Here is a 20227-nt window from a genome sequence, read left to right on the forward strand (position 1 = left end):
AGGGAGCCTATGAGCTTTTTCAAAAAGTTAAAAGAAAGCATTTCTAGCAAAACGGAAACCGTCACAAAACAGTTCCGCGACGGACTGGAGAAGACACGCAAAGGTTTCATCGAGAAGGTGTCCGACCTCGTAATTCGCCGCAAGAAGATTGATGAGGAGTTCTACGAGGAGCTGGAGGAAATTCTGATCGGGGCGGATGTGGGCGTCAACACCGTGATGAATCTGATGGACGAGCTGCGCGATGAAGTGAGAAAGCGCCGGATCGAGGACGCTGCTGATCTTCAGCCCGTGCTGTCCGAGAAGCTGATGGATCTGCTCCGGGATGACAGCAGCAGCGAGCTGCGCAGCAATCCGGATGGCATTACTGTCATTCTGTTCGTCGGCGTTAACGGTGTCGGCAAAACGACAACGATCGGGAAATTGGCTCACCGTTACAAGCAGGAAGGCAAGAAAGTGCTGCTGGCGGCAGGGGATACCTTCCGCGCGGGCGCGATTGAACAGCTTGAGGTTTGGGGCGAGCGCGTAGGTGTGGAAGTGATCAAGCAGCAGCCTGGCTCCGATCCGGCGGCTGTCATGTTTGATGCGGTGCAGGCGGCGAAGCAGCGTCAGGTCGATGTGCTGCTGTGCGATACGGCTGGACGCCTCCAGAACAAAACGAATCTGATGGAGGAGCTCAACAAAATTTTCCGGGTCATCCAGCGTGAAATTCCGAGTGCGCCGCATGAGGTGTTGATGGTGCTGGATGCAACGACAGGGCAAAATGCGCTGAGCCAGGCCAAATTGTTCGGGGAGAAGAGCGGAGTCACCGGACTCGTGCTGACCAAGCTGGACGGTACAGCCAAGGGCGGCATCGTGATCGCGATTCGTCAGGAGCTGGATCTCCCGGTGAAGCTGGTGGGGCTCGGAGAGAAGAAGGAGGATCTGCAGCCGTTTGATTCGGAGCAGTTCGTTCATGCTTTGTTTGCCGGCTTGATCAAGGAAGAAGAAACGAATGCCGAGGCATAGGCAGCCCCGGTCTTCAACCCCATTACACGATATACAAAAAGCGCAAGCAGCGGGCGATAGACAGCCCCTGGCTTGCGCTTTTGCTTTAAACAGGATAGGATCCCGATATTATGAGGACACGATCCGTACGAATTCAATGGCCTGCAGCGGGATGACAGCTGTGTCCGTAGGCGGGCCGTAAATGACCGGCGGCACATTCAGGATGATCGTGGTGTCGTTTACTTCGGTCAGCGTGCCGATGATCACGTCCCCGGATACAGCTACCTCTGTTTCGGAACCGACAAAGCCCCGAAGCCAATCTGTGTAACTCATACTGATTTTGCCTCCTTTTATGAAACGATTACGTTCGGATTCGTTGGGTTACGCACCGCTTAACCCTGTCACTGGACCGACGTGATGCTGGCAAACGGAATCAGCACGATATCGCCTGACGATTCGCGAAGCTGAACGCCGTCCTCCGCCGTTGCGAGCACGATGCCTTCCAGTGTGACAAAGGTCGTATTCACCCTTACTTGCTGGCCGGTTCTGACTTCAAAAAAACGGGTCAGTTCCGGATTCAGAATCAGTCCTGTGCGCAGCTGGCTCTCAAGCTGCTCCACCCGCTGCGTCAAATCACCGGTCTGGCTGCTAAGCAGCTCCACCTGTCTTGATAGAGATTTGATGCGGGACAGAAGTCGTCCATGAAAAAGAAAGCACATAATCATACTCCTTTCTGGCTAATCGCTGTCATTATCAACCAAAGCTGCCTTCCATCTGCTCTCTCAGCATCTGCAGCGCTTCCCGGCTGCGGTTCTCTGCTGCCCGGATTAACGGCAGCGCCCGCTCCACATCGGCCGGGGCAGCTTTCAGAAAGTGCTCGGCTTTCTCTATCAGCACTTCCAGCGGGAGATCATAAGGGGTGAAATAAGAGCCGAGTTCAAGCGAACCGAGCAGGTTCCGCACCTTTCCCATCGTGCTTAGAGCCAGTACCGGAACGCCTGCCCGAAGGGCGGCCAGGGAAGGGTGGAGCTTGAAGGATATCAAGTAATCTACCGATTGGATCATACAATAGGTCAGCTCGGTATCCGCAAGATTCGGGAGTGTCTCGATGGAGGCAGCAGGCGCATATTTTTTGACATTTTGCTGAAGCTGAAGACAGGTGCTGTAATCGGCAAAAGCATTGCCGGGGTGGTGGATAACCGGGATGAGCACCACATGATAGCCTTGAGCTGATAGATGGGCGAGCAGCTGGGTCATATTGTCCATCGGAAAGGAATCATACGAGAACACGACCATGCCGATCGTGGGCCGATGGGAGAAGCGTCTTACCGGAATTTGCGGTTCGCGATAACCGAACACAATATCGGGGGCTACCTCCGGCTGGAGGTGCAGCTTCGCCCTGGCGGCGATATCGGCTGACTGTGAATCCCGGAAGACGGCTCGTTTAGCCTTGGATATATATTCCCGGTAAGCGGCCACCTCACGCTCGGGCCAGGTATGCTCGGGATAAGCGTCGACGATGCCAACGCCGTACACCCACGTCGGCCGTCCTTGCAGGGGGGACGGGAAGTAGTAGCGGTTAAAGGAATACGGCGTGATCAAATCGCCGCCACCGATAATGACCGCGTCGGCTTGGTCCGGGTCCAGCTTGGCTTGCCACGGGTATACATGATGCCCATGGAAAAGCTGCCGAAACGTATGCAGGAACAGGTCATCGCCGAAATTCCCCATGCCATAATATCCGCTGGCTGCAATGTGCATAACGTCTCACCTCCTTGGGGTCATTCGTTATAGGCGGTGCTTCTAGCTTCATGTCCGGTTACGAGTGAAACTTTCTCCACAGAGGGAAGAGGTCGCGATGCTGCTGGCTGATGCTCCTGCCGTGAAGGACACGGTGATACAGAACGCCGGGCGTCCAAGCGAGGGGGGATTGGCGCAGCAGCCGATGGGTCAGATCGATATCTTCAAAAATCCGGCCCAAAAGATCCTCGCGCGCATACCAGCCCCCAACCGCTTCCAGCGCTGTTTTGCGGTACATGCGCGGCACCAGCGGAGGCGCACCGCTGTCTGCGGATTGGAGCTTGCCATCCGGATGAAGCCACCGGGATGAATCTACCGTGCCCTTCCATAGCGGGCCAAACGACCGGCTGCGCATCCACAGCCCGCAGCAAGCGGTGGCCATCCCGGCGGCATGATTCTCGTCCAGCGCTGTCTTCAGCTGGAGGAGCGCCTCAGGAGACAGCCAGTCATCTCCGTCAAGCTCCACTATATAGCGCCCCCTTGCCTCCTGGAGCAGACCTCTCATGACCGTGGCCTTGCCGCGGTTTCTCGTATAGGAGAAGCAGCGGATGCGGCTGTCGTCATAGAACATCGCCTCCAGACTGCTGCCATCGGTGGATCCATCGTCCCCCACTAGCAGCTCCCAGTCGGGCATCGTCTGGGCGAGAACGGATCGGATGCTCCAGCCAAGGGTATCTTGCATATTGTGAACGCTCATCAGCACCGAGACGGAAGGGGGGCGTCCAGCCTTATCCGCCGTCCCGATGGATTGGGCATTGAATGCGGAAGCTGCCTGCAGCACAGGCAGGATATGGCCAAGCTCTTGCGGGTGTCCGCCTGCTGGCAGAAAGGCAGAGTGCTTCCTGTGGTCGTGGCCTCTCCGCCGCGATGTCACGCCCTCCTCGTTCATTCCGGCCGGTGGGGGAGCGCCCAGCTCCAGCATAGCCTGATTGTCCGCAGGCATAAGATCAAAGGGCAGAAATCTTGCAGCAGGAAGCCGGCTGTTCCACAATCGAAGGCGCTCAATCAGCCAGCACCTACGCCAGTAGAGCGGCGTCTTATTCAGGGTTATACAGACCGCTTCCGCCGGGCCGGGGAGTTCCCCAGGAAAGTGGACTTCGGCATGGCGGTCCAGGAGTACGCTGCCATTATCCCAGCGCAGCCATTCACTGCGGCTGTGCAGCGCTTCTTCGAGCAGCCGTTGCCGGTAAGCAGCCGTATCCTGAGGCGTGAAGCCGCCCGGTCTGCTAATCAGCCTGCCGCAGCTGTTCATCATGGGAAGCGGCTGCCCCTGGCTTCCAGCGCCTGGCGGATCACCTGGTCGGCGGCAATGCCGCGCTCAACCCAGCGATGCTGGCGGGCATAGGCAATCCGCGCCTGCCTGCGTTCCGCGGAATCCTGCTCGCTCAGCATGGCGGCGAGCTTAGCGATATAATCTTCATGGGTCGTTGCCGTTGTCACATGGGGTTCCATCAGAATGCATTCGGGCAGAGCCGTCGACAGCACTCTGACGCCGGCAGCAAGATATTCATAGGCTTTCACCGGGTTGGTGGCAAGGGTGATCGGATGGTACTGGAATGGAATAAGCGCAACGTCGATATGCGGCAGATAGCGCTTCAGCTCGTGATGGGGCTTCTCGCCAAGAATAAATACATTCGGCAGCTGTGAATAATCGGCGGCTGTCCCGTACGGGGCGCCGATCGATATGAACTGGACGCCGGGAAAGCGGGCAGCCAGCTTCGCAAACAGCGCATGGTCCACCCAATAAGCCCATGCGCCTATATAAGCTACGACAGGTCCGGGTGGCAGATCACCAGGACGCTCGCCGTCGGGAATGCGGAAAAAAGCGTCGTCCGCTCCGTTCGGAATGAGCGTAATTGGCTTCTCCGGATAGGCCAGAGACAGCCGGGCATGAATGGTCTCGGCGGTGCACACGACATGGTCGGCAGCTTGGACCATTTTATGCTCGTATTTGGCCCACTGCGGAAACTCGTCACAGCAGTCATAGATGGTCACATCCGGATTGAACACGGTCGCAATGCGGGTTCTGAGCTTCGACCATGTCGTCCAGACGACGACAGGGTGCTGCTTACGAAGCTCCGGGAGCTTGCGGTGCAAAAAGGCCTTTGTATCTGTGAACAGATAAACATTCGGTTCGACTTCCTGAAACTCCCGATCCATGGGGGCCAGATTCTCAAAGTAGACCTGATGCCCGAGGGAGCCTAGCTGAGTCATGAGCTGCTGCGGTCTTTGTTTCATATAAGACCAGTTCATCGTTTTCGGGTAGATGATGACAGCCAAGCAGATTGCCTCCTTTCGTGGTTCTGAGGCAGTATATGCGCTGCTAGCTTTATAGAATTGGATGGATACACCTTTTTATGAAAAATGGTCAATCTCCCGGGAATAACATACGGTACTGCCATCCCCGGTCCAGTGACATACTCCAGGGAGACGAAGTGGAGCCGGGGTTACGTCAGCCGAACTTACGGCATTCAGGGGCCGGACCGCTTGCTGGCATTGCATCGGCCCAGCGATTATAATAAGAAGTAGAGAATTTCTTAGTGAAAGGAAAATGATATGGCCAATACTCACATATATCCCCGCAAGGAGGAAATTGCCAATGCCATCACCCATGGCATAGGGGCTGCCCTTAGCGTCGCTGCGCTCGTGCTGCTGATTGTATTCTCGAGCCTTAAAGGGACAGCCTGGCATGTCGTGAGCTTCACGATATACGGAACAACGATGCTGTTGTTATATTTCAACTCCACGCTCGTTCACAGTTTGAGAGAGGGCAAGGCCAAGGACTTTTTCGAGTTTCTGGACCACTCCTCCATCTATCTCTTTATCGCGGGGACGTATACGCCGTTTTTGCTGGTCGCTGTACGCGGTCCGCTCGGCTGGACCCTGTTTGGTATCGTCTGGGGTGTCGCGCTGCTGGGCTGCGTGTTCAAAGCGTTTTATGTCAAAAAGTTTTTGTTCATGTCCACCGTGTTTTACATCGCGATGGGCTGGCTGATCGTCGTTATATGGAAGCCGCTGACGGCGGCGATCGATCCGCAAGGGATCCGGCTTCTCGTCGAGGGCGGGTTGTTGTATACGCTCGGCACTGTCTTTTATGTGTGGCGGGGCTTTCCGTACCACCATGCGATCTGGCATCTGTTTGTGCTCGCGGGAACCGTGCTCCACTTTTTTGCGATATTGTTCTACCTGCTTCCGATTGGCGTCTGACGGGGCATAGAGGAGAAATCAGCTTGACTTAAAGATCATGAAGGATGACAAGGGAAACGGCTTGACATCCTTCTTTGTTTTATGTATGATAGGGTTCGTTAAGTGAACTGTAAAGTGTTTTTCCTTGACGAGGGGGGTGCCCTATATGAGTCAGGAGAACCGGCTTGAGAAGACGAACCGGATCAATTTGCTGTTCGATTTCTATGAGCAGCTGCTGACAGAGAAACAGCAGACGTTTTTGAAATATTACTTTCATGATGATTTCTCATTGGGAGAGATCGCAAGCGAATTTGAGATCAGTCGTCAGGCCGTATATGAACATATTAAACGGGCGGAGCAGGTGCTGGAATCCTATGAGGAGAAGCTCGGGCTGCTGAGCAAGCATGATGCCCGCGTCCGCGAGCTGGATAAGCTCATGGAGCTTGTCAGAGACAGCGAATTGAATGATCACGACAAGAAATTGATGACCGATATGGTCGACCGATTAAAGATATGGGATTAAAGATTGAACGGAGGTGGCTGTTATGGCGTTTGAAGGACTAACCAGCAGACTGCAGAATGTGTTCAGCAAGCTCCGCGGTAAAGGCAAGGTGTCAGAAGAGGACGTAACCACCGCCATGCGTGAGGTGCGTCTGGCGCTTCTGGAAGCCGACGTCAACTTCAAGGTCGTTAAGGATTTTGTCTCCAAGGTGAAGGAGAAGGCCGTCGGCAAGGAAGTTATGGACAGCTTTACGCCGGGCATGGTCATTATCGACATCGTGAACAAGGAACTGACGGAGCTGATGGGCGGAAGTCAGGCCAAGCTGGCCAAGAGCAACAAGCCTCCAACCGTCATCATGATGGCGGGCCTGCAAGGTGCCGGTAAGACAACGACATCCGGCAAGCTGGCCAAGCTGCTTCAGAAGCAGAACAGCAGGCCGCTCCTGGTTGCGGCGGACATTTATCGTCCGGCGGCGATCAAGCAGCTGCAGGTGCTTGGCGACCAGATTAACGTTCCGGTCTTCGCGCTCGGGGACAAGACAAGTCCTGTCGAAATTGCGAAGCAAGGCTTGCAGCATGCCAAGGACAACGGCAACGACTATGTCATTATCGATACAGCCGGCCGCCTTCATGTGGACGAAGAGCTGATGGAAGAGCTGAAGCAGATTCACAGCGAAGTGAACCCGGACGAAGTGCTGCTGGTGGTCGATGCGATGACCGGTCAGGACGCCGTCAACGTGGCAGACAGCTTCAACCAGCAGCTGGAGCTGAGCGGGGTCGTGCTGACGAAGCTGGACGGGGATACCCGCGGCGGTGCGGCACTCTCGGTTAAAGCTGTAACAGGCTGCCCGATCAAGTTCGCCGCGCTCGGCGAGAAGATCGACGCGCTGGAGCCTTTCCATCCGGAGCGGATGGCTTCGCGGATTCTTGGCATGGGCGACATGCTCTCTCTGATCGAGAAAGCCCAGTCGAACATCGATGCCGAGAAAGCGAAGGAAATGGAACGGAAGATGCGCAATGCGGAATTTACGTTCGAGGATTTCCTGGAGCAGATGGATCAGGTGAAGAAGCTTGGACCGCTGGACCAGCTGATGGATATGATTCCTGGCATGGGCAAGATGAAGCAGGCCAAGGATTTGAAGGTCGATGAGAAGCAGATGGGCCGGATTGAGGCGATCGTGCACTCCATGACGACCGAAGAGAAGCAGCATCCGGATATTATCAATCATAACCGGCGCAAGCGGATTGCAGCAGGCAGCGGGACTTCGCTGGCTGAGGTCAACCGTCTCATCAAGCAATTTGATGAAATGCGGCGGGTGATGAAGCAGTTCTCGGACATGATGGGCCCGAAAGGCGGCAAGAACAAAGCCTTGAAGCAGTTGAAGGGTCTGACTGGCAAAGGAATGAAATTCCCGTTCCGTTAATTGCTTGTATAGATAGCTTGATATCTTTTGAAGGAGGTGAATGTTCAAATGGCAGTACGTATTCGTCTGAAACGCATGGGTGCTCACAAGGCTCCTTTCTACCGCGTGGTGGTATCCGATTCCCGTTCCCCGCGTGACGGCCGCTTTATCGAGGAAATCGGTTATTATAACCCGGTTGCTCAACCGGCTGAAGTGAAGATTGATGAAGAAAAAGCGCTGAAATGGCTTCAAAATGGTGCGCAAGCATCCGATACGGTTCGCAACTTGCTTAGCAAAGCGGGCGTGATGAAGAAGTTTCATGAGCTTAAGCATCAGAAATAAAACTGATCGCGAGGGTTATCTATGGAAGAATTAGTTCGCGTTATTGCTAAGGCTTTGGTGGATCATCCAGAAGATGTGACCGTGAAGACAGTGGAGAAGGAGAACCTGATTGTATATGAGCTTTACGTGCATCCTGATGATGTCGGAAAGGTTATCGGCAAGCAGGGTCGAATCGCCAAATCACTGCGCACCGTGGTCACATCAGCGGCAGTTAAGATGGATAAACGGGTCACCGTTGATATCATTTCTTAAAATATACGAAAGGGGGTTAGGATGTTTGTCCTAGCCCTTTTTCGTACATGCTGAAGAAATCGAGACTCACCGTCTGACAAGCGGGTTTTCATAACAGGTAGCAGGAGGAAGATCATGTCTGAAAAGCTTTATACGGTAGGTAAAATCGTAAACACACACGGTATTCGCGGCGAAGTGAAGGTAATGCCGTATACGGATTTTGCTGACCAGCGCTTTGCGAAGAACAGCACGCTCTACATCGTACCCGAGACCGGGAATGCCGGTGCCACCCAGGTTACGGTGGAAACTTCCCGTTATCATAAAAACATGTACATCATCAAGTTCAAGGAGCTGCATGGCATTAATGAAGTTGAGAAGTACAAAGGCACGCTTCTGAAAATTACGGCGGATATGCAGGAGGAGCTTCCGGACGACGAGTTTTACTTTCATGAAATTATCGGTTGCCGGGTGATCACCGATGATGAGCCTGCAGAGGAGCTGGGAACGATTTCCGAGATTTTGACGCCGGGTGCCAATGATGTGTGGGTTGTCAGAACAGCGGAGGGAAAAGAAATCCTTCTACCAGCTATTCCGGACGTTATTCTGGATGTGGACAAACATAACAAACTCGTGCGAGTCCATCTTATGGAAGGGTTGTTATAATCATGAAGGTCGATGTGCTGACACTCTTTCCCGAAATGTTTGACGGCGTTTTTCATTCGAGCATTTTGGGCAAGGCGCAGGAAAAAGGCATCGTGCAGCTCAGCGCCGTTAACTTCCGGCAATATGCGGGAAACAAGCATGGAACGGTGGACGATACGCCATATGGCGGCGGGGGCGGCATGGTGCTGAAGCCGGATCCGATCTTTGCGGCGGTCGAGGACCTGCTGCAAGGCGGATCGGGCGGCGGGAGCCAGACGGATCGGAAGGAAGGGCACGCCCCGGAAGAGGTATCAGGGGCGGCTGCTGAGGCTTCTTCTCAGGCGGAGCCTGAGCATGCGCCAGGGATCGATCATCCGGCAGCTCAAGTGCAGCAGGGATCAGACTGGGCAACGGGTGCCGATCCGGGCGCTGAGCCGGCCGTGAGACGCAGCCCGCGCATCATTCTGATGTGCCCTCAAGGAGAGACGTTTACGCAGCAGAAGGCGGAGGAGCTGTCCCGGGAAGAGCATCTTGTGTTCGTCTGCGGGCATTATGAGGGATATGACGAGCGCATCCGGGAGCATCTGGTGACCGATGAGCTGTCGATCGGCGATTATGTGCTGACAGGCGGCGAGCTGCCGGCCATGGTTGTCATTGATTCGATCGTCCGGCTGCTGCCCGGGGTGCTTGGCAATGAAACTTCGGCCGTCACCGATTCGTTCAGCACCGGATTGCTGGAATATCCGCACTATACCCGTCCGCCCGAATTTCGCGGCTGGAAGGTGCCGGATATTTTGCTGAGCGGCCATCATGCCAATATCGAGACCTGGCGGAGGGAGCAGGCGCTGAAACGGACGTGGGAGCGCCGGCCAGATCTGCTGGACAAGCTTGAGCTGACCAAGCAGGACAAGGCTTATCTGGACAAGCTGAGGACTGCCTCGCACTCCTCCCAAGACAGCTAGGAGCGCTCAAGTACGATGGCTCCGCATGTCTTGGTTATTCACGGCGCAGCCCCCAGCAAGTGTGCTTTGCTAACATGGCGGCGGTCAGCCGACCACATGCTGCATGTTCGACATCAGGGCCGCTATGGTGCAAACCGGTGTTTGCCGGGTAATAAGTATCTGGATATAGCATGACTTACATCTTAAGGGAGGCATCCAGCTATGAAAGAGCACCTAGCGGAAACGGAACAGCTTCAGGAACGAAGCATCGCGGATGTGCAGTTTCGGACTGTCGACGATATTTTGGAATACTACAATGCGCAGCATCGTGTGAAGGAGCAGCCGTCAGAAGAACAAGGCCAGTAGAGCTATGGCGTTGCTCTCAGGAAACCATTTCTGGTCGCCTGGACCGGAAATGGTTATTAATTGTGCGGATCGGGAATTTCACTGGGATTTTCGGTGAAATTTGAAAATGGTTATATAATCGTGTAAAGTAAAAATACTTGATTCAAGCCCATAAATATGATAGTATATCTTTTGTTGTGAATACGGTGGTCCGCTGCGGATAATGATGGAGAACAGAGGGTTTTCCGGAAGAGGCAAGAACGCCTGTGTGAGAGGAGGGAGTCATAGATGAATATCGTTCAAGCGATTACTCAAGAGCAGCTTCGCAAGGATATTCCGAGCTTTCGTCCTGGCGACACTTTGAAAGTGTACGTTAAGGTTATCGAGGGATCTCGCGAGCGTATCCAGCTGTTTGAAGGTGTTGTCATTAAACGTCGCGGTGGCGGAATCAGTGAGACTTTTACAGTTCGTAAAATTTCTTACGGTGTTGGTGTGGAAAGAACTTTCCCGATCAACTCGCCGAAAATCGATAAAATCGAAGTGGCTCGCCGTGGTAAAGTGCGTCGTGCGAAGCTTTATTATCTTCGTGAACTTCGCGGTAAAGCAGCGAGAATTAAAGAAATTCGTCGTTAATAACAAGGCGGTAAAAGGGGCTTGTGAATCTTTACAAGCCCCTTTTGTATATGCAAAAAAGCCTTGACCCACAATAAATGTAGAGAGGACGGTGGATTATGCAGCAGGATCAACAGCAGGACGCAATGAAGGAAGCGACATCGCAGCAGCCAGCCAAGAAGCAGAAGAATGAGCTTGTGGAATGGCTGAAGGCTTTGCTCATTGCCCTGATACTTGTCGTACTCATACGCTGGTTGCTCTTTAAACCATTTATCGTCCAGGGACCGTCTATGGAACCGAACTTCATATCCGGGCAGAAGCTGATCGTGAACCAGGTTTTGTATGACATACGGAAGCCTGAACGTGGAGAGGTTATTGTATTCCATGTGCCGGCGGAAGGACGGGATTTCATTAAACGGGTGATTGCAGTCGAAGGAGATACCGTCAAGGTCGAAGGCGACAAGGTATTGGTCAATGGCGAGCCTGTGAACGAGGCATACATACAGGAAGCGATCGATCAGGCACATGCGGAGAACAGGCTGTATAACAATACCGACTTTCCGAATTCGTTTGTGACAGAGGGCGTAGTGCCTGAAGGGCATCTGTTTGTGATGGGGGACAATCGCTCCAACAGCACGGACAGCCGGATGATAGGATATGTGCCTTATGGGGATATTATCGGTCGTGCGGATGTCATCTTCTGGCCGATCCGGGACATCGGGCTGGTGAATCATTAATGAATCAAGCAAGCATGGCAAGTTGAAAGTGAGGTGACGACGTTGACGATACAATGGTTTCCAGGACATATGACAAAAGCGCGCCGCCAAATTCAGGAGAAGCTGAAGCTGATCGATGCGGTTATCGAATTAACGGATGCCAGACTTCCGCTCTCCAGCCGCAATCCGATGATCGATGAGATATTGCAGGGCAAGCCTCGCCTCATTATATTAAACAAGGCCGACCTGGCCGATCCTGAAGTGACAAGACAATGGCTGTCTTATTTCAAGGAAGAAGGGCATACGTCCTTTCCGGTGGATGCTTCTACGGGGACTGGGCTCAAGGAAATTCCGAACCAGGTTCGCCTGCTGCTGAAGGACAAGATTGACAAGCAGATTGCGAAAGGGATGAAGCCGAGGCCGGTTCGGGTGCTCATTGTCGGTATTCCAAATGTGGGCAAGTCCACGCTCATTAACCGTCTGGCTGGACGCAGCATCGCTGCGACAGGGGACAGACCCGGCGTAACCAAGGGCCAGCAATGGATTAAGGTGTCCGGCGGCGATATGGAGCTGCTCGATACACCGGGGATTTTGTGGCCGAAGTTTGAGGACCAGAATGTCGGGTATCGCCTAGCGGTGACTGGAGCGATTCGTGAAGAGATTTTGAATGTGGAGGACATTGCTTTTTTTGCAATCAAGTATTTCTCACGTTATTACTGGAAAGATATGAGCGAGCGCTTTGAACTCAAGGAGCAGCCGACGGATTTCGACAATCCGGATGAAATCGTGGCGCTGATGGAGGCCATCGGCCGCAAGCGCGGTTGTATGATGAGCGGCGGCCGGGTCGATCTGGAGAAGGCGTCAAGCATCTTCCTGAGAGAGCTAAGAGCCGGCAAAATGGGCCGTTTCTCGCTCGAGGCTCCGTATTAGAAGAGATGAACAGAATGGCGATGCAAGGGGAACTGCCCCTGCATCGCCATTTGTTGTTCTGAGCCTATGTTATCTTTGCTCTTACACATTTTATTGAGAATGCTTTGTCGAGCTTCTGAAGATGGGTTTGGTCTGAATATGCGTGACCTGATAAGGCTGTGAAGGCTCCTTGATTCTGGAGAGCAGCATGTTGGCTGCGGCGATTCCCATTTCATCGCTGAAGATATGAACCGTTGTAAGATGAGGTTCCACAATGCGAGACTCAGGTGCATTGTCAAAGCCTGCCACCACAATATCATCTGGAATCGCCATATCTTTATTCTTCAGAGCTTTCATGACATTGACGGCGATAAAATCATTGGCGCACACGAAGGCGGAAGGCAGATGGTTCATCGCCTCCAGTTGTTTGTCCATCCAATCAGACTCGGAGAAAAATTCCCGATCCGGGTTCAGGATGCATTGTTCAAGGTTAAGTTGGATGCCGCTGTCGGTTAGCGCATTATTGAAGCCGATCCACCGCTCGTGAAAACTTTTGCAGTGATTATAGTCACCTATAAATCCGAGAGAGGTATATCCGCTCAGGATTAATTGCTTGGTCAGCGTAAAGGTGCTGTGCTCGTTCTCCATCAGAAGCAGATCAGCTTCCAGACCAGGGTAGAACATATCGGCCGCGCAATCGATAAAGATAGTCGGGAGCCCTAGGTCAGTAATCAGCTTACTGTACGCCATATCAAACAGTTCAATACATATAATCCCATCCACCTTGGATGTTTCGAAGTTATTGGGCAGATGAAGCGAACTGCGATCAATGTCCCGTACGATATGGATGGAAAGATTATAGCCTTCAGCACTGATTCTCTTCTCAAGACCGCTGATCAGACGGGAGCCAAAGTGCGAGGTATTTGGAAGATTGGCTGTCAGCAGCGCGATGTTTCCCGGGATTTTCGGAAGCAAATTCTCCGTTTCCATATAAGCAAATTGTTTATATTTAAGTTCGATTGCCTTCTTGATCACCTTGTTCCGGGTTTCGTCCGGGACGCTGTCGCTTCCGTTCAGCGCCTTAGAAGCTGTATTTCTGGAAATGCCAAGCGCATCGGCAATATCCTGGATCGTGACTTTTTCCTTTGCCATGAATATGATTTCACCCCAACGTTACTGTATTTATAAGAGGACTATGCAAAATCCTGATACAGATATTTGTTCGATCTTATACGATGTTCTATCTGAAAGTTAATCTCTTATGTCAAATGTATACTAGATTGGATCAAATAGCAATATGTATTTTACAAATGCACAAATTTAATCACTCATTTGATTTCATAATCATATTTTTCTATAGACGTTACTATGCTGAATAGGCATTTTTATGCCGATACAAGTGCGAATTCCACCTTGGTTTTACTAAAATGAACAATTTTAAATAACAAATGCACAATATTATTTTTACAAAATGCATTGACTGGAGTTACATTGTCTGATAAATTGTAAAGGTAAATATAACAAGGGGATAAACACCAAAATGAAAACCCTTACTGTAAGTTCTGTGTAAGCTTGCAGCAAGAGAACGGAGGTAAAGCTTTGGAAAACACGGTGGAACCTAGTCAACAGGATGCGGTGCTGAGGCGAAGGAACTCAACAGGGCGCTGGATTGAGTTTATTAAGAAAAATTATTTTCTTTACGTTTTGCTCGCTCCGGCGCTTCTATTGACGATTATTTTTAAATACGTGCCTATGTATGGGGCCATCATTGCCTTTAAAGATTTCAGCCCGATCAAAGGGATTCTGGGCAGTGAATGGGTAGGCCTGAAACATTTTGAAAAGTTTCTGTCCTCCCCGAATTTTGATGTGATATTCATGAATACGCTGAAGCTCAGCTTTTTCGGTCTGATATTCAGCTTCCCGGTTCCGATCCTGCTGGCGCTTATGCTGAATCAGCTGCGCAAGGCGGCGGTGAAAAAAAACATCCAGCTGTTTTTATACGCCCCAAACTTCATTTCGGTTGTTGTCATTGTCGGAATGCTGTTCATTTTTCTTTCCCCGACAGGCCCAATTAATCAGCTGGTGATCTGGTTGACGGGAAAACCGGTGATGTTTATGTCGCAGCCGGAATATTTCAGATTTATTTATATCCTATCGGACATATGGCAGAGTGCCGGTTGGGCTTCCATTATCTATGTAGCAGCTTTGGCTAATGTGGATCCGGAACTGCACAATGCGGCTAGCCTTGACGGAGCCAATCTGCTTCAGCGCATTCGCAATATCGATCTCCCGACCATCAAACCCATCATGGCCATCGTGTTTATTCTGGCTGCAGGGGGGATCATGTCCATCGGATTTGAGAAGGCGTATCTAATGCAAACGTCGATGAATCTGCCAGCCTCGGAAATAATAGCAACCTATGTTTACAAGGTGGGGCTGCAATCAGGCGACTATGCTTATTCCGCAGCTGTAGGGCTGTTCAATTCCATCATCAACGTGATTCTGCTGGTTACAGTGAATTTTATCGTAAAGAAACTGAATGAGGGCGAAGGTCTCTACTAGGAAGGAGTTAAATCTTATGGCGGTCAAACATTCACGCTTCGACCGGTTTTTGCTGACCCTAAATGCCATATTTCTGATCTTGGCTGTTCTGGTTGTGGTCGTGCCTTTGGTTTACATTGTTGTTGCCTCTTTCATGGATCCCACTGTTTTGTTGAATCAGGGGCTTTCGTTTCGGGTGTCGGATTGGAGTCTGGAAGGATATCAAAAAATATTATCCAATCCGGCAATGCTCCGCGGTTTTGCGAATTCTGTGCTGTACTCAACCGCTTTTGCGTTTGTTACCGTTTCCATATCCATCTGTGCGGGCTATGCCCTCTCTGAAAACAGACTGGCTGGGCGACATATTTTTATGACCCTGTTTGTATTCACCATGTTCTTTGGAGGCGGTTTAATCCCTACCTACCTTCTGGTCAGGGAACTCGGAATGCTTAACACCGTGTGGGCTGTCATTATTCCGGGAGCAGTAAACGTGTGGAATATCATCCTGTCTAGGACGTTTTTCAAGGGCGTGCCTAACGAGCTGAAGGAAGCCGCCAATGTTGACGGTGCATCGGATATGAAAATCTTCTTCCAGATCGTCCTTCCGCTGTCCAAACCGATTGTGTTTGTCCTGGCACTTTATGCATTCGTAGGGCAATGGAACGCATTTTTTGATGCGATGATTTATCTGGAGGATTCCAAGTTGCATCCGCTGCAGCTCGTGCTCCGGTCGATATTGATCCAGAACCAGGCCGCGCCAGGGATGATTCATGATCAGCTGGCCATGAACGAATTGAAGCGCCTCTCGGAAATGATTAAATATTCTGCAATTGTAATATCGAGTCTTCCGCTGTTGGTTATGTATCCATTTTTCCAAAAGTACTTTGAAAAGGGTGTTATGGTGGGATCCCTGAAATAGGACACGCCAAAGCATACAAGCAATGATTACATTAGTTTGGAGGTCATGAACATGAAGAAATTGAAAAGAAAGAAGCTGGGAAAGAGCCTTGCCATCTCCGGGCTGGCAACCTTGCTGCTTCTGTCAGGATGCGGGGGCAGCGACGAACCTGCCGATTCACAGGACGGTAAATTAACGCTTAATTTTCTGACCCAGAGCTCACCGCTGGCTCCGGCCGATCCGAATGACAAGCTGATCTTCAAGCGTCTGGAGGAGAAAACCGGCATTCATATCCAGTGGAAAAACTACACCAATGATGTGTTTGCTGAGAAACGGAATTTAGCCGTAGCCAGCGGCGATCTTCCCGATGCGATATTCGATGCCGGTTACGGCGATTACGATCTGCTGAAGCTGGCCAAAGACGGCGTGATTATTCCGCTGGAGGACTTAATTGACTCTCATATGCCGAACTTCAAAAAGGTATTGGATCAAGCACCGGAGTACAGAAGCATGATCACCGCTCCGGACGGTCATATCTACTCCTTCCCATGGATCGAAGAGCTTGGATCCGATAAAGGGCGGATTCAGTCGGTAGATAATTTTCCGTGGATCAATGTCGAGTGGCTGGATAAGCTGGGGCTCGACATGCCTACTACAACGGATGAGCTTAAGGAAGTGTTGATCGCTTTTAAAACGCAGGATCCGAACGGGAACGGGAAGGCGGATGAAATCCCGCTCTCCTTCATTAATAAGCCTGGCGGCGAGGATTTGACCTTCCTGTTTGCATCGTTTGGCCTTGGCGAGAACTGGGATCATACGGTGGTTACCAATGACGGCAAGGTCGTGTTCACCGCGGCAGACGAAGGCTACAAGGAGGCGGTGAAGTTTATTCATGAACTGTATAAGGAAGGGCTTGTTGATATCGAAGCTACTCAGCAGGATTGGAACACCTATCTCGCCAAGGGCAAAGACCACCGTTATGGGCTGTACTTTACCTGGGATAAGGCGAACATTACCGGCATGAACGATACTTATGAGCTCATGCCGCCTCTAGCTGGCCCAAGCGGAGAGATTAATGTAACCAGGACCAATGGCATCGGGCTGGATCGCGGAAGAATGGTGATTACGAGCAGCAATAAACACCCCGAGGAAACCGCCAAATGGGTGGACGCCCTCTATGAACCCCTGCAGTCGGTCCAAAACAACTGGGGGACTTACGGGGATGATACACAGCAGAATATATTCGAATTGGATGAGGAGAAGGGGATGCTGAGGCATCTGCCTTTGGAAGGCACTGCGCCGGTTGAGCTGAGACAGAAAACCAGCGTTGCCGGACCGCTGGCGATTCTGGATGAGTATTACGGCAAGTATACTACCATGCCGGATGATGCGGCCTGGCGGCTTGAGCTGATGGAGGACGTCATGGTGCCTCATATGAAGGCGGAGAATACGTACCCGAAAGTATTCTTCTCCATTGAAGAGTTGGATCGGCTGTCCGCAATTGAAACCGACCTGTTTGCTTACCTTGAGCGCATGCGTACAGAATGGTACCAGAACGGAAAGGTTGAAGAGCAATGGGGAGATTATTTGCAAGAGCTGGATCGATTGGGGCTGCAGGAGTGGTTGTCGATCAAGCAGGCGGGATATGACCGCAACGTAAAATAAGTTGAAGTGAAGTCGCAAGGTTGTGCACCATGATCACAAGGATGAAGGAGCATATATATGTCAACGATTGAGAAACAACACCACCGGGGTACCTATCACTTTTCGCCAAAAGAAAACTGGATGAACGATCCGAACGGAATGGTCTATTTTCAGGGGGAGTATCATCTGTTTTTTCAGCATCATCCCTACGGTACAACCTGGGGGCCAATGCACTGGGGGCATGCCGTAAGCAAGGATTTGGTCGTATGGGAGGAGCTTCCTATTGCCTTAGGACCTGACGAGCACGGGATGATCTTTTCCGGAAGTGCGGTGGTTGACTGGAATAATACAACAGGCTTTTTTGACGGGGAGCCGGGGTTGGTCGCGATCTTTACCCACCATGCCGAAGCGGCGGACAATAAGCCAGCGGTTCAATGCCAGAGCCTGGCTTACAGCAGGGATAACGGCAGAACCTGGGTGAAATATGAGCACAATCCGGTTCTGCGGCATGAGTCATATGTTGATTTCCGCGACCCCAAGGTGTTCTGGCACGAGCCCTCCCAGCTATGGGTGATGGTGCTTGCCTGCGGTCAGACCGTTTGTCTGTATCGCTCTCCCGATTTGAAGAGCTGGACATTTGCCAGCGAATTTGGCAAGGACGTTGGCTTTCATAACGGCGTCTGGGAATGCCCCGACCTGTTTCCGCTTCAGGTTGACGGCAACGATAGCGGCACGAAATGGGTGCTGCTTGTCAGCATCGGGGATGACCCGGCTTTTGCTGAGGGATCGAGAACACAATACTTCACTGGGGACTTTGATGGTGAACGATTTAAACCGGATCGGGTATCGAGGGAAACCATCCGCTGGCTGGACAGCGGCAGGGATAATTATGCCGGCGTCAGTTGGTCCGATATACCGGCTGAGGATGGCCGACGCTTGTTTATCGGATGGATGAGCAATTGGAAATATGCAAATTTGACGCCTACGGCTGGCTGGAGAGGGGCTATGACGATACCTAGGGAGATTGGGCTGCAGCTCAGAAATAATGAAACATGGCTTACCCAGCAACCGGCGAGGGAGCTTCTTGCTTACCGCAGGCCGCGGATCAATAACAGCAGGATCACGGCGAAGGCAGCGGCGGCGGTCTTAGAGGATTTGCAGCTTTCAAACTATGAAATTCGGGTTGTTCTGGATGCGGCGAATTCGCTCGATATCCATGTCAGAGTCGGATCCAAGGAAAAAACGGTGATCGGTTATAACGGGAGCGCGTCAGAGGTCTTTATTGATCGGACACAGTCCGGCGTTACTGATTTTCATCCGGATTTCCCGGGCAGACACACAGCGATGATCCCGGAGCAGGAGGGGACACTTGAACTGCGGATATTCGTCGATCAAGCCTCGGTGGAGGTGTTTGCGGGTGGTGGACAGGCGGTCCTTACCGATTTGATCTATCCGGCTCCGGCCTCGACAGGGCTGACGGTATTTGCCGCAGATGACCGGATGATTATCGATTCCCTGGAAGTGTATGAGTTATCCGTATGACTTGCAGGTAAGGAAGGGGCAGAGATATGCGTATTGGAGCAATTGAAGCGGGTGGCACCAAATTCGTGTGTGGAATCGGAAATGAGCATGGGGTGATAGAGGACCGCATCCATTTTCCCACCGAACTGCCTGAGCAAACCATGTTTCGGGTCATCTCCTATTTTGAGTCGCACCAGGTGGATGCCATCGGAATCGGGGCATTCGGCCCTCTCGATCTCAGACCTGACAGTTCGACGTATGGATATATCACAACGACTCCGAAGGCTGGCTGGGCCCAGTATCCGTTCCTCGATACGCTGAGGAGCCATTACGAAGTTCCCTACGGCTGGGATACGGATGTGAACGCGGCGGCGTTCGGGGAAGCGGCCTGGGGAGCGGCAAAAGGCTTGGACAGCTGTGTATACTATACCGTTGGAACCGGGGTCGGAGCAGGTGTTTATGCCGAAGGGCGGCTCATTCACGGCATGGTTCATCCTGAAGGAGGTCATGTGCCGATTCGGCGTTTGCCGGAAGACGATTTTTCAGGTGTATGCCCGTTTCACCAAGAATGCCTGGAGGGAATGGCGTCCGGGCCGGCTATTGAAGCTAGATGGAAGAGGAAAGGAAGCGAGCTTCCCGCAGATCATCCGGCCTGGGCGATGGAGGCCCACTACATTGCCCAGGCGGTAAGCGGAACAATTCTGATGCTGTCGCCCCAAAAAGTCATTCTTGGGGGCGGCGTGATGCAGCAATCCCAGTTATTCCCCATGGTCCGCAAGGAAGTTTGTCGTTACTTGAACGGATATGTCCAGGCTGAAGCGCTGCTTGAGGATATGGATAACTACATCGTTCCTCCAGCTCTTGGAGCCGAAGCAGGGTTGTACGGAGCGCTGGCGCTTGGCCTTGAAGCTTGGAAGAAGTCGAAGGCGCTCCCCTGAAATGTAAACCGGGAAGGAGATAGTGCCGATAGCCGGCCGCTTAAGCGGCTCGGCTGTTCGGTGCGGGATATAG

Annotated in this window: 23 protein-coding genes; 17 read left to right on the forward strand and 6 right to left on the reverse strand. The window is 52.0% G+C overall.

The window, feature by feature from the left end; all coding sequences use genetic code 11:
* The first annotated feature begins 9 nt into the window (after positions 1-9).
* Entirely contained in the window at positions 10-1005 is a 996-nt protein-coding gene (ftsY, locus tag MKX64_RS19130) for a signal recognition particle-docking protein FtsY (RefSeq protein WP_095265792.1), read from the forward strand.
* 108 nt (positions 1006-1113) lie between these two features.
* On the opposite strand, the gene MKX64_RS19135 is transcribed toward ftsY, so the two are convergent.
* The 5 genes from MKX64_RS19135 to MKX64_RS19155 all read right to left on the reverse strand — a co-directional run bounded on the left by MKX64_RS19135 (position 1114) and on the right by MKX64_RS19155 (position 5064).
* Positions 1114-1317 carry a hypothetical protein gene (locus MKX64_RS19135; RefSeq protein ID WP_095265791.1) on the reverse strand — a complete coding sequence of 68 codons (204 nt, stop codon included), beginning with the start codon at positions 1315-1317 and terminating at the stop codon, positions 1114-1116.
* Between the two features lie 68 nt (positions 1318-1385).
* Positions 1386-1703 (reverse strand): hypothetical protein, encoded by a 318-nt coding sequence (locus MKX64_RS19140; protein ID WP_230875665.1) that lies wholly within the window; start codon positions 1701-1703, stop codon positions 1386-1388.
* A 34-nt stretch (positions 1704-1737) separates the two neighbouring features.
* A complete protein-coding gene (locus MKX64_RS19145; RefSeq protein WP_341037052.1) occupies positions 1738-2745 on the reverse strand; it encodes a polysaccharide pyruvyl transferase family protein in 1008 nt (335 codons plus the stop codon).
* Between the two features lie 58 nt (positions 2746-2803).
* On the reverse strand, positions 2804-4039 hold the full coding sequence (locus MKX64_RS19150) for a glycosyltransferase family 2 protein (RefSeq protein WP_341037053.1): 1236 nt from the start codon (positions 4037-4039) through the stop codon (positions 2804-2806).
* Entirely contained in the window at positions 4036-5064 is a 1029-nt protein-coding gene (locus tag MKX64_RS19155) for a glycosyl transferase family 1 (RefSeq protein WP_155617928.1), read from the reverse strand. The genes MKX64_RS19150 and MKX64_RS19155 overlap by 4 nt, the downstream gene beginning before the upstream one ends.
* A 276-nt stretch (positions 5065-5340) precedes the next feature.
* Here MKX64_RS19155 and trhA point away from each other — a divergent pair, with 276 nt between their 5' ends.
* The 11 genes from trhA (at position 5341) to ylqF (ending at position 12633) form a co-directional block, all read left to right on the forward strand.
* Entirely contained in the window at positions 5341-5991 is a 651-nt protein-coding gene (trhA, locus tag MKX64_RS19160; RefSeq protein WP_095265788.1) for a PAQR family membrane homeostasis protein TrhA, read from the forward strand.
* Between the two features lie 145 nt (positions 5992-6136).
* Positions 6137-6493, forward strand: a complete 357-nt coding sequence (locus MKX64_RS19165; protein ID WP_095265787.1) for a putative DNA-binding protein — start codon at positions 6137-6139, stop codon at positions 6491-6493.
* 22 nt (positions 6494-6515) lie between these two features.
* Positions 6516-7895, forward strand: coding sequence for a signal recognition particle protein (ffh, locus tag MKX64_RS19170; protein ID WP_155617927.1), 1380 nt, complete (start codon positions 6516-6518; stop codon positions 7893-7895).
* Positions 7896-7943: 48 nt separating this feature from the next.
* Complete coding sequence (gene rpsP, locus MKX64_RS19175) at positions 7944-8216, forward strand: 30S ribosomal protein S16 (protein ID WP_054957805.1); 273 nt, start codon at positions 7944-7946, stop codon at positions 8214-8216.
* 21 nt (positions 8217-8237) lie between these two features.
* On the forward strand, positions 8238-8468 hold the full coding sequence (locus MKX64_RS19180; RefSeq protein WP_095265785.1) for a KH domain-containing protein: 231 nt from the start codon (positions 8238-8240) through the stop codon (positions 8466-8468).
* A gap of 114 nt (positions 8469-8582) precedes the next feature.
* Positions 8583-9110 (forward strand): ribosome maturation factor RimM, encoded by a 528-nt coding sequence (gene rimM / locus MKX64_RS19185; protein ID WP_095265784.1) that lies wholly within the window; start codon positions 8583-8585, stop codon positions 9108-9110.
* A 2-nt stretch (positions 9111-9112) separates the two neighbouring features.
* Positions 9113-10051 (forward strand): tRNA (guanosine(37)-N1)-methyltransferase TrmD, encoded by a 939-nt coding sequence (gene trmD, locus MKX64_RS19190; RefSeq protein ID WP_155617926.1) that lies wholly within the window; start codon positions 9113-9115, stop codon positions 10049-10051.
* A gap of 201 nt (positions 10052-10252) precedes the next feature.
* Positions 10253-10396 carry a hypothetical protein gene (locus MKX64_RS19195; protein WP_176475485.1) on the forward strand — a complete coding sequence of 48 codons (144 nt, stop codon included), beginning with the start codon at positions 10253-10255 and terminating at the stop codon, positions 10394-10396.
* 267 nt (positions 10397-10663) lie between these two features.
* Complete coding sequence (gene rplS, locus MKX64_RS19200) at positions 10664-11008, forward strand: 50S ribosomal protein L19 (RefSeq protein WP_095265782.1); 345 nt, start codon at positions 10664-10666, stop codon at positions 11006-11008.
* A gap of 98 nt (positions 11009-11106) precedes the next feature.
* Complete coding sequence (gene lepB, locus MKX64_RS19205) at positions 11107-11724, forward strand: signal peptidase I (RefSeq protein WP_095265781.1); 618 nt, start codon at positions 11107-11109, stop codon at positions 11722-11724.
* A gap of 42 nt (positions 11725-11766) precedes the next feature.
* Positions 11767-12633: a ribosome biogenesis GTPase YlqF gene (gene ylqF / locus MKX64_RS19210; RefSeq protein ID WP_155617925.1), complete on the forward strand. Its 867-nt coding sequence runs from the start codon at positions 11767-11769 to the stop codon at positions 12631-12633.
* A 90-nt stretch (positions 12634-12723) separates the two neighbouring features.
* Here ylqF and MKX64_RS19215 read toward each other — a convergent pair whose 3' ends face one another.
* Positions 12724-13764 (reverse strand): LacI family DNA-binding transcriptional regulator, encoded by a 1041-nt coding sequence (locus tag MKX64_RS19215; RefSeq protein ID WP_095265779.1) that lies wholly within the window; start codon positions 13762-13764, stop codon positions 12724-12726.
* A 483-nt stretch (positions 13765-14247) separates the two neighbouring features.
* Between MKX64_RS19215 and MKX64_RS19220 the strand changes: the two genes are divergently transcribed.
* The 5 genes from MKX64_RS19220 to MKX64_RS19240 are packed head-to-tail and all read left to right on the forward strand — an operon-like array spanning position 14248 to position 20154.
* Entirely contained in the window at positions 14248-15174 is a 927-nt protein-coding gene (locus MKX64_RS19220) for an ABC transporter permease (RefSeq protein ID WP_244908202.1), read from the forward strand.
* Positions 15175-15190: 16 nt separating this feature from the next.
* Positions 15191-16072, forward strand: coding sequence for a carbohydrate ABC transporter permease (locus MKX64_RS19225; protein WP_095265777.1), 882 nt, complete (start codon positions 15191-15193; stop codon positions 16070-16072).
* Between the two features lie 51 nt (positions 16073-16123).
* On the forward strand, positions 16124-17716 hold the full coding sequence (locus MKX64_RS19230) for an ABC transporter substrate-binding protein (protein ID WP_413773603.1): 1593 nt from the start codon (positions 16124-16126) through the stop codon (positions 17714-17716).
* A 57-nt stretch (positions 17717-17773) separates the two neighbouring features.
* Entirely contained in the window at positions 17774-19237 is a 1464-nt protein-coding gene (locus tag MKX64_RS19235; protein WP_095265775.1) for a glycoside hydrolase family 32 protein, read from the forward strand.
* Positions 19238-19263: 26 nt separating this feature from the next.
* Positions 19264-20154 (forward strand): ROK family protein, encoded by an 891-nt coding sequence (locus MKX64_RS19240; RefSeq protein ID WP_095265774.1) that lies wholly within the window; start codon positions 19264-19266, stop codon positions 20152-20154.
* The last annotated feature ends 73 nt before the right edge of the window (positions 20155-20227 follow it).

The sequence above is a fragment of the Paenibacillus sp. FSL M8-0334 genome, from assembly GCF_038000405.1.
Classification (GTDB): Bacteria; Bacillota; Bacilli; order Paenibacillales; family Paenibacillaceae; genus Paenibacillus_AQ; species Paenibacillus_AQ campinasensis.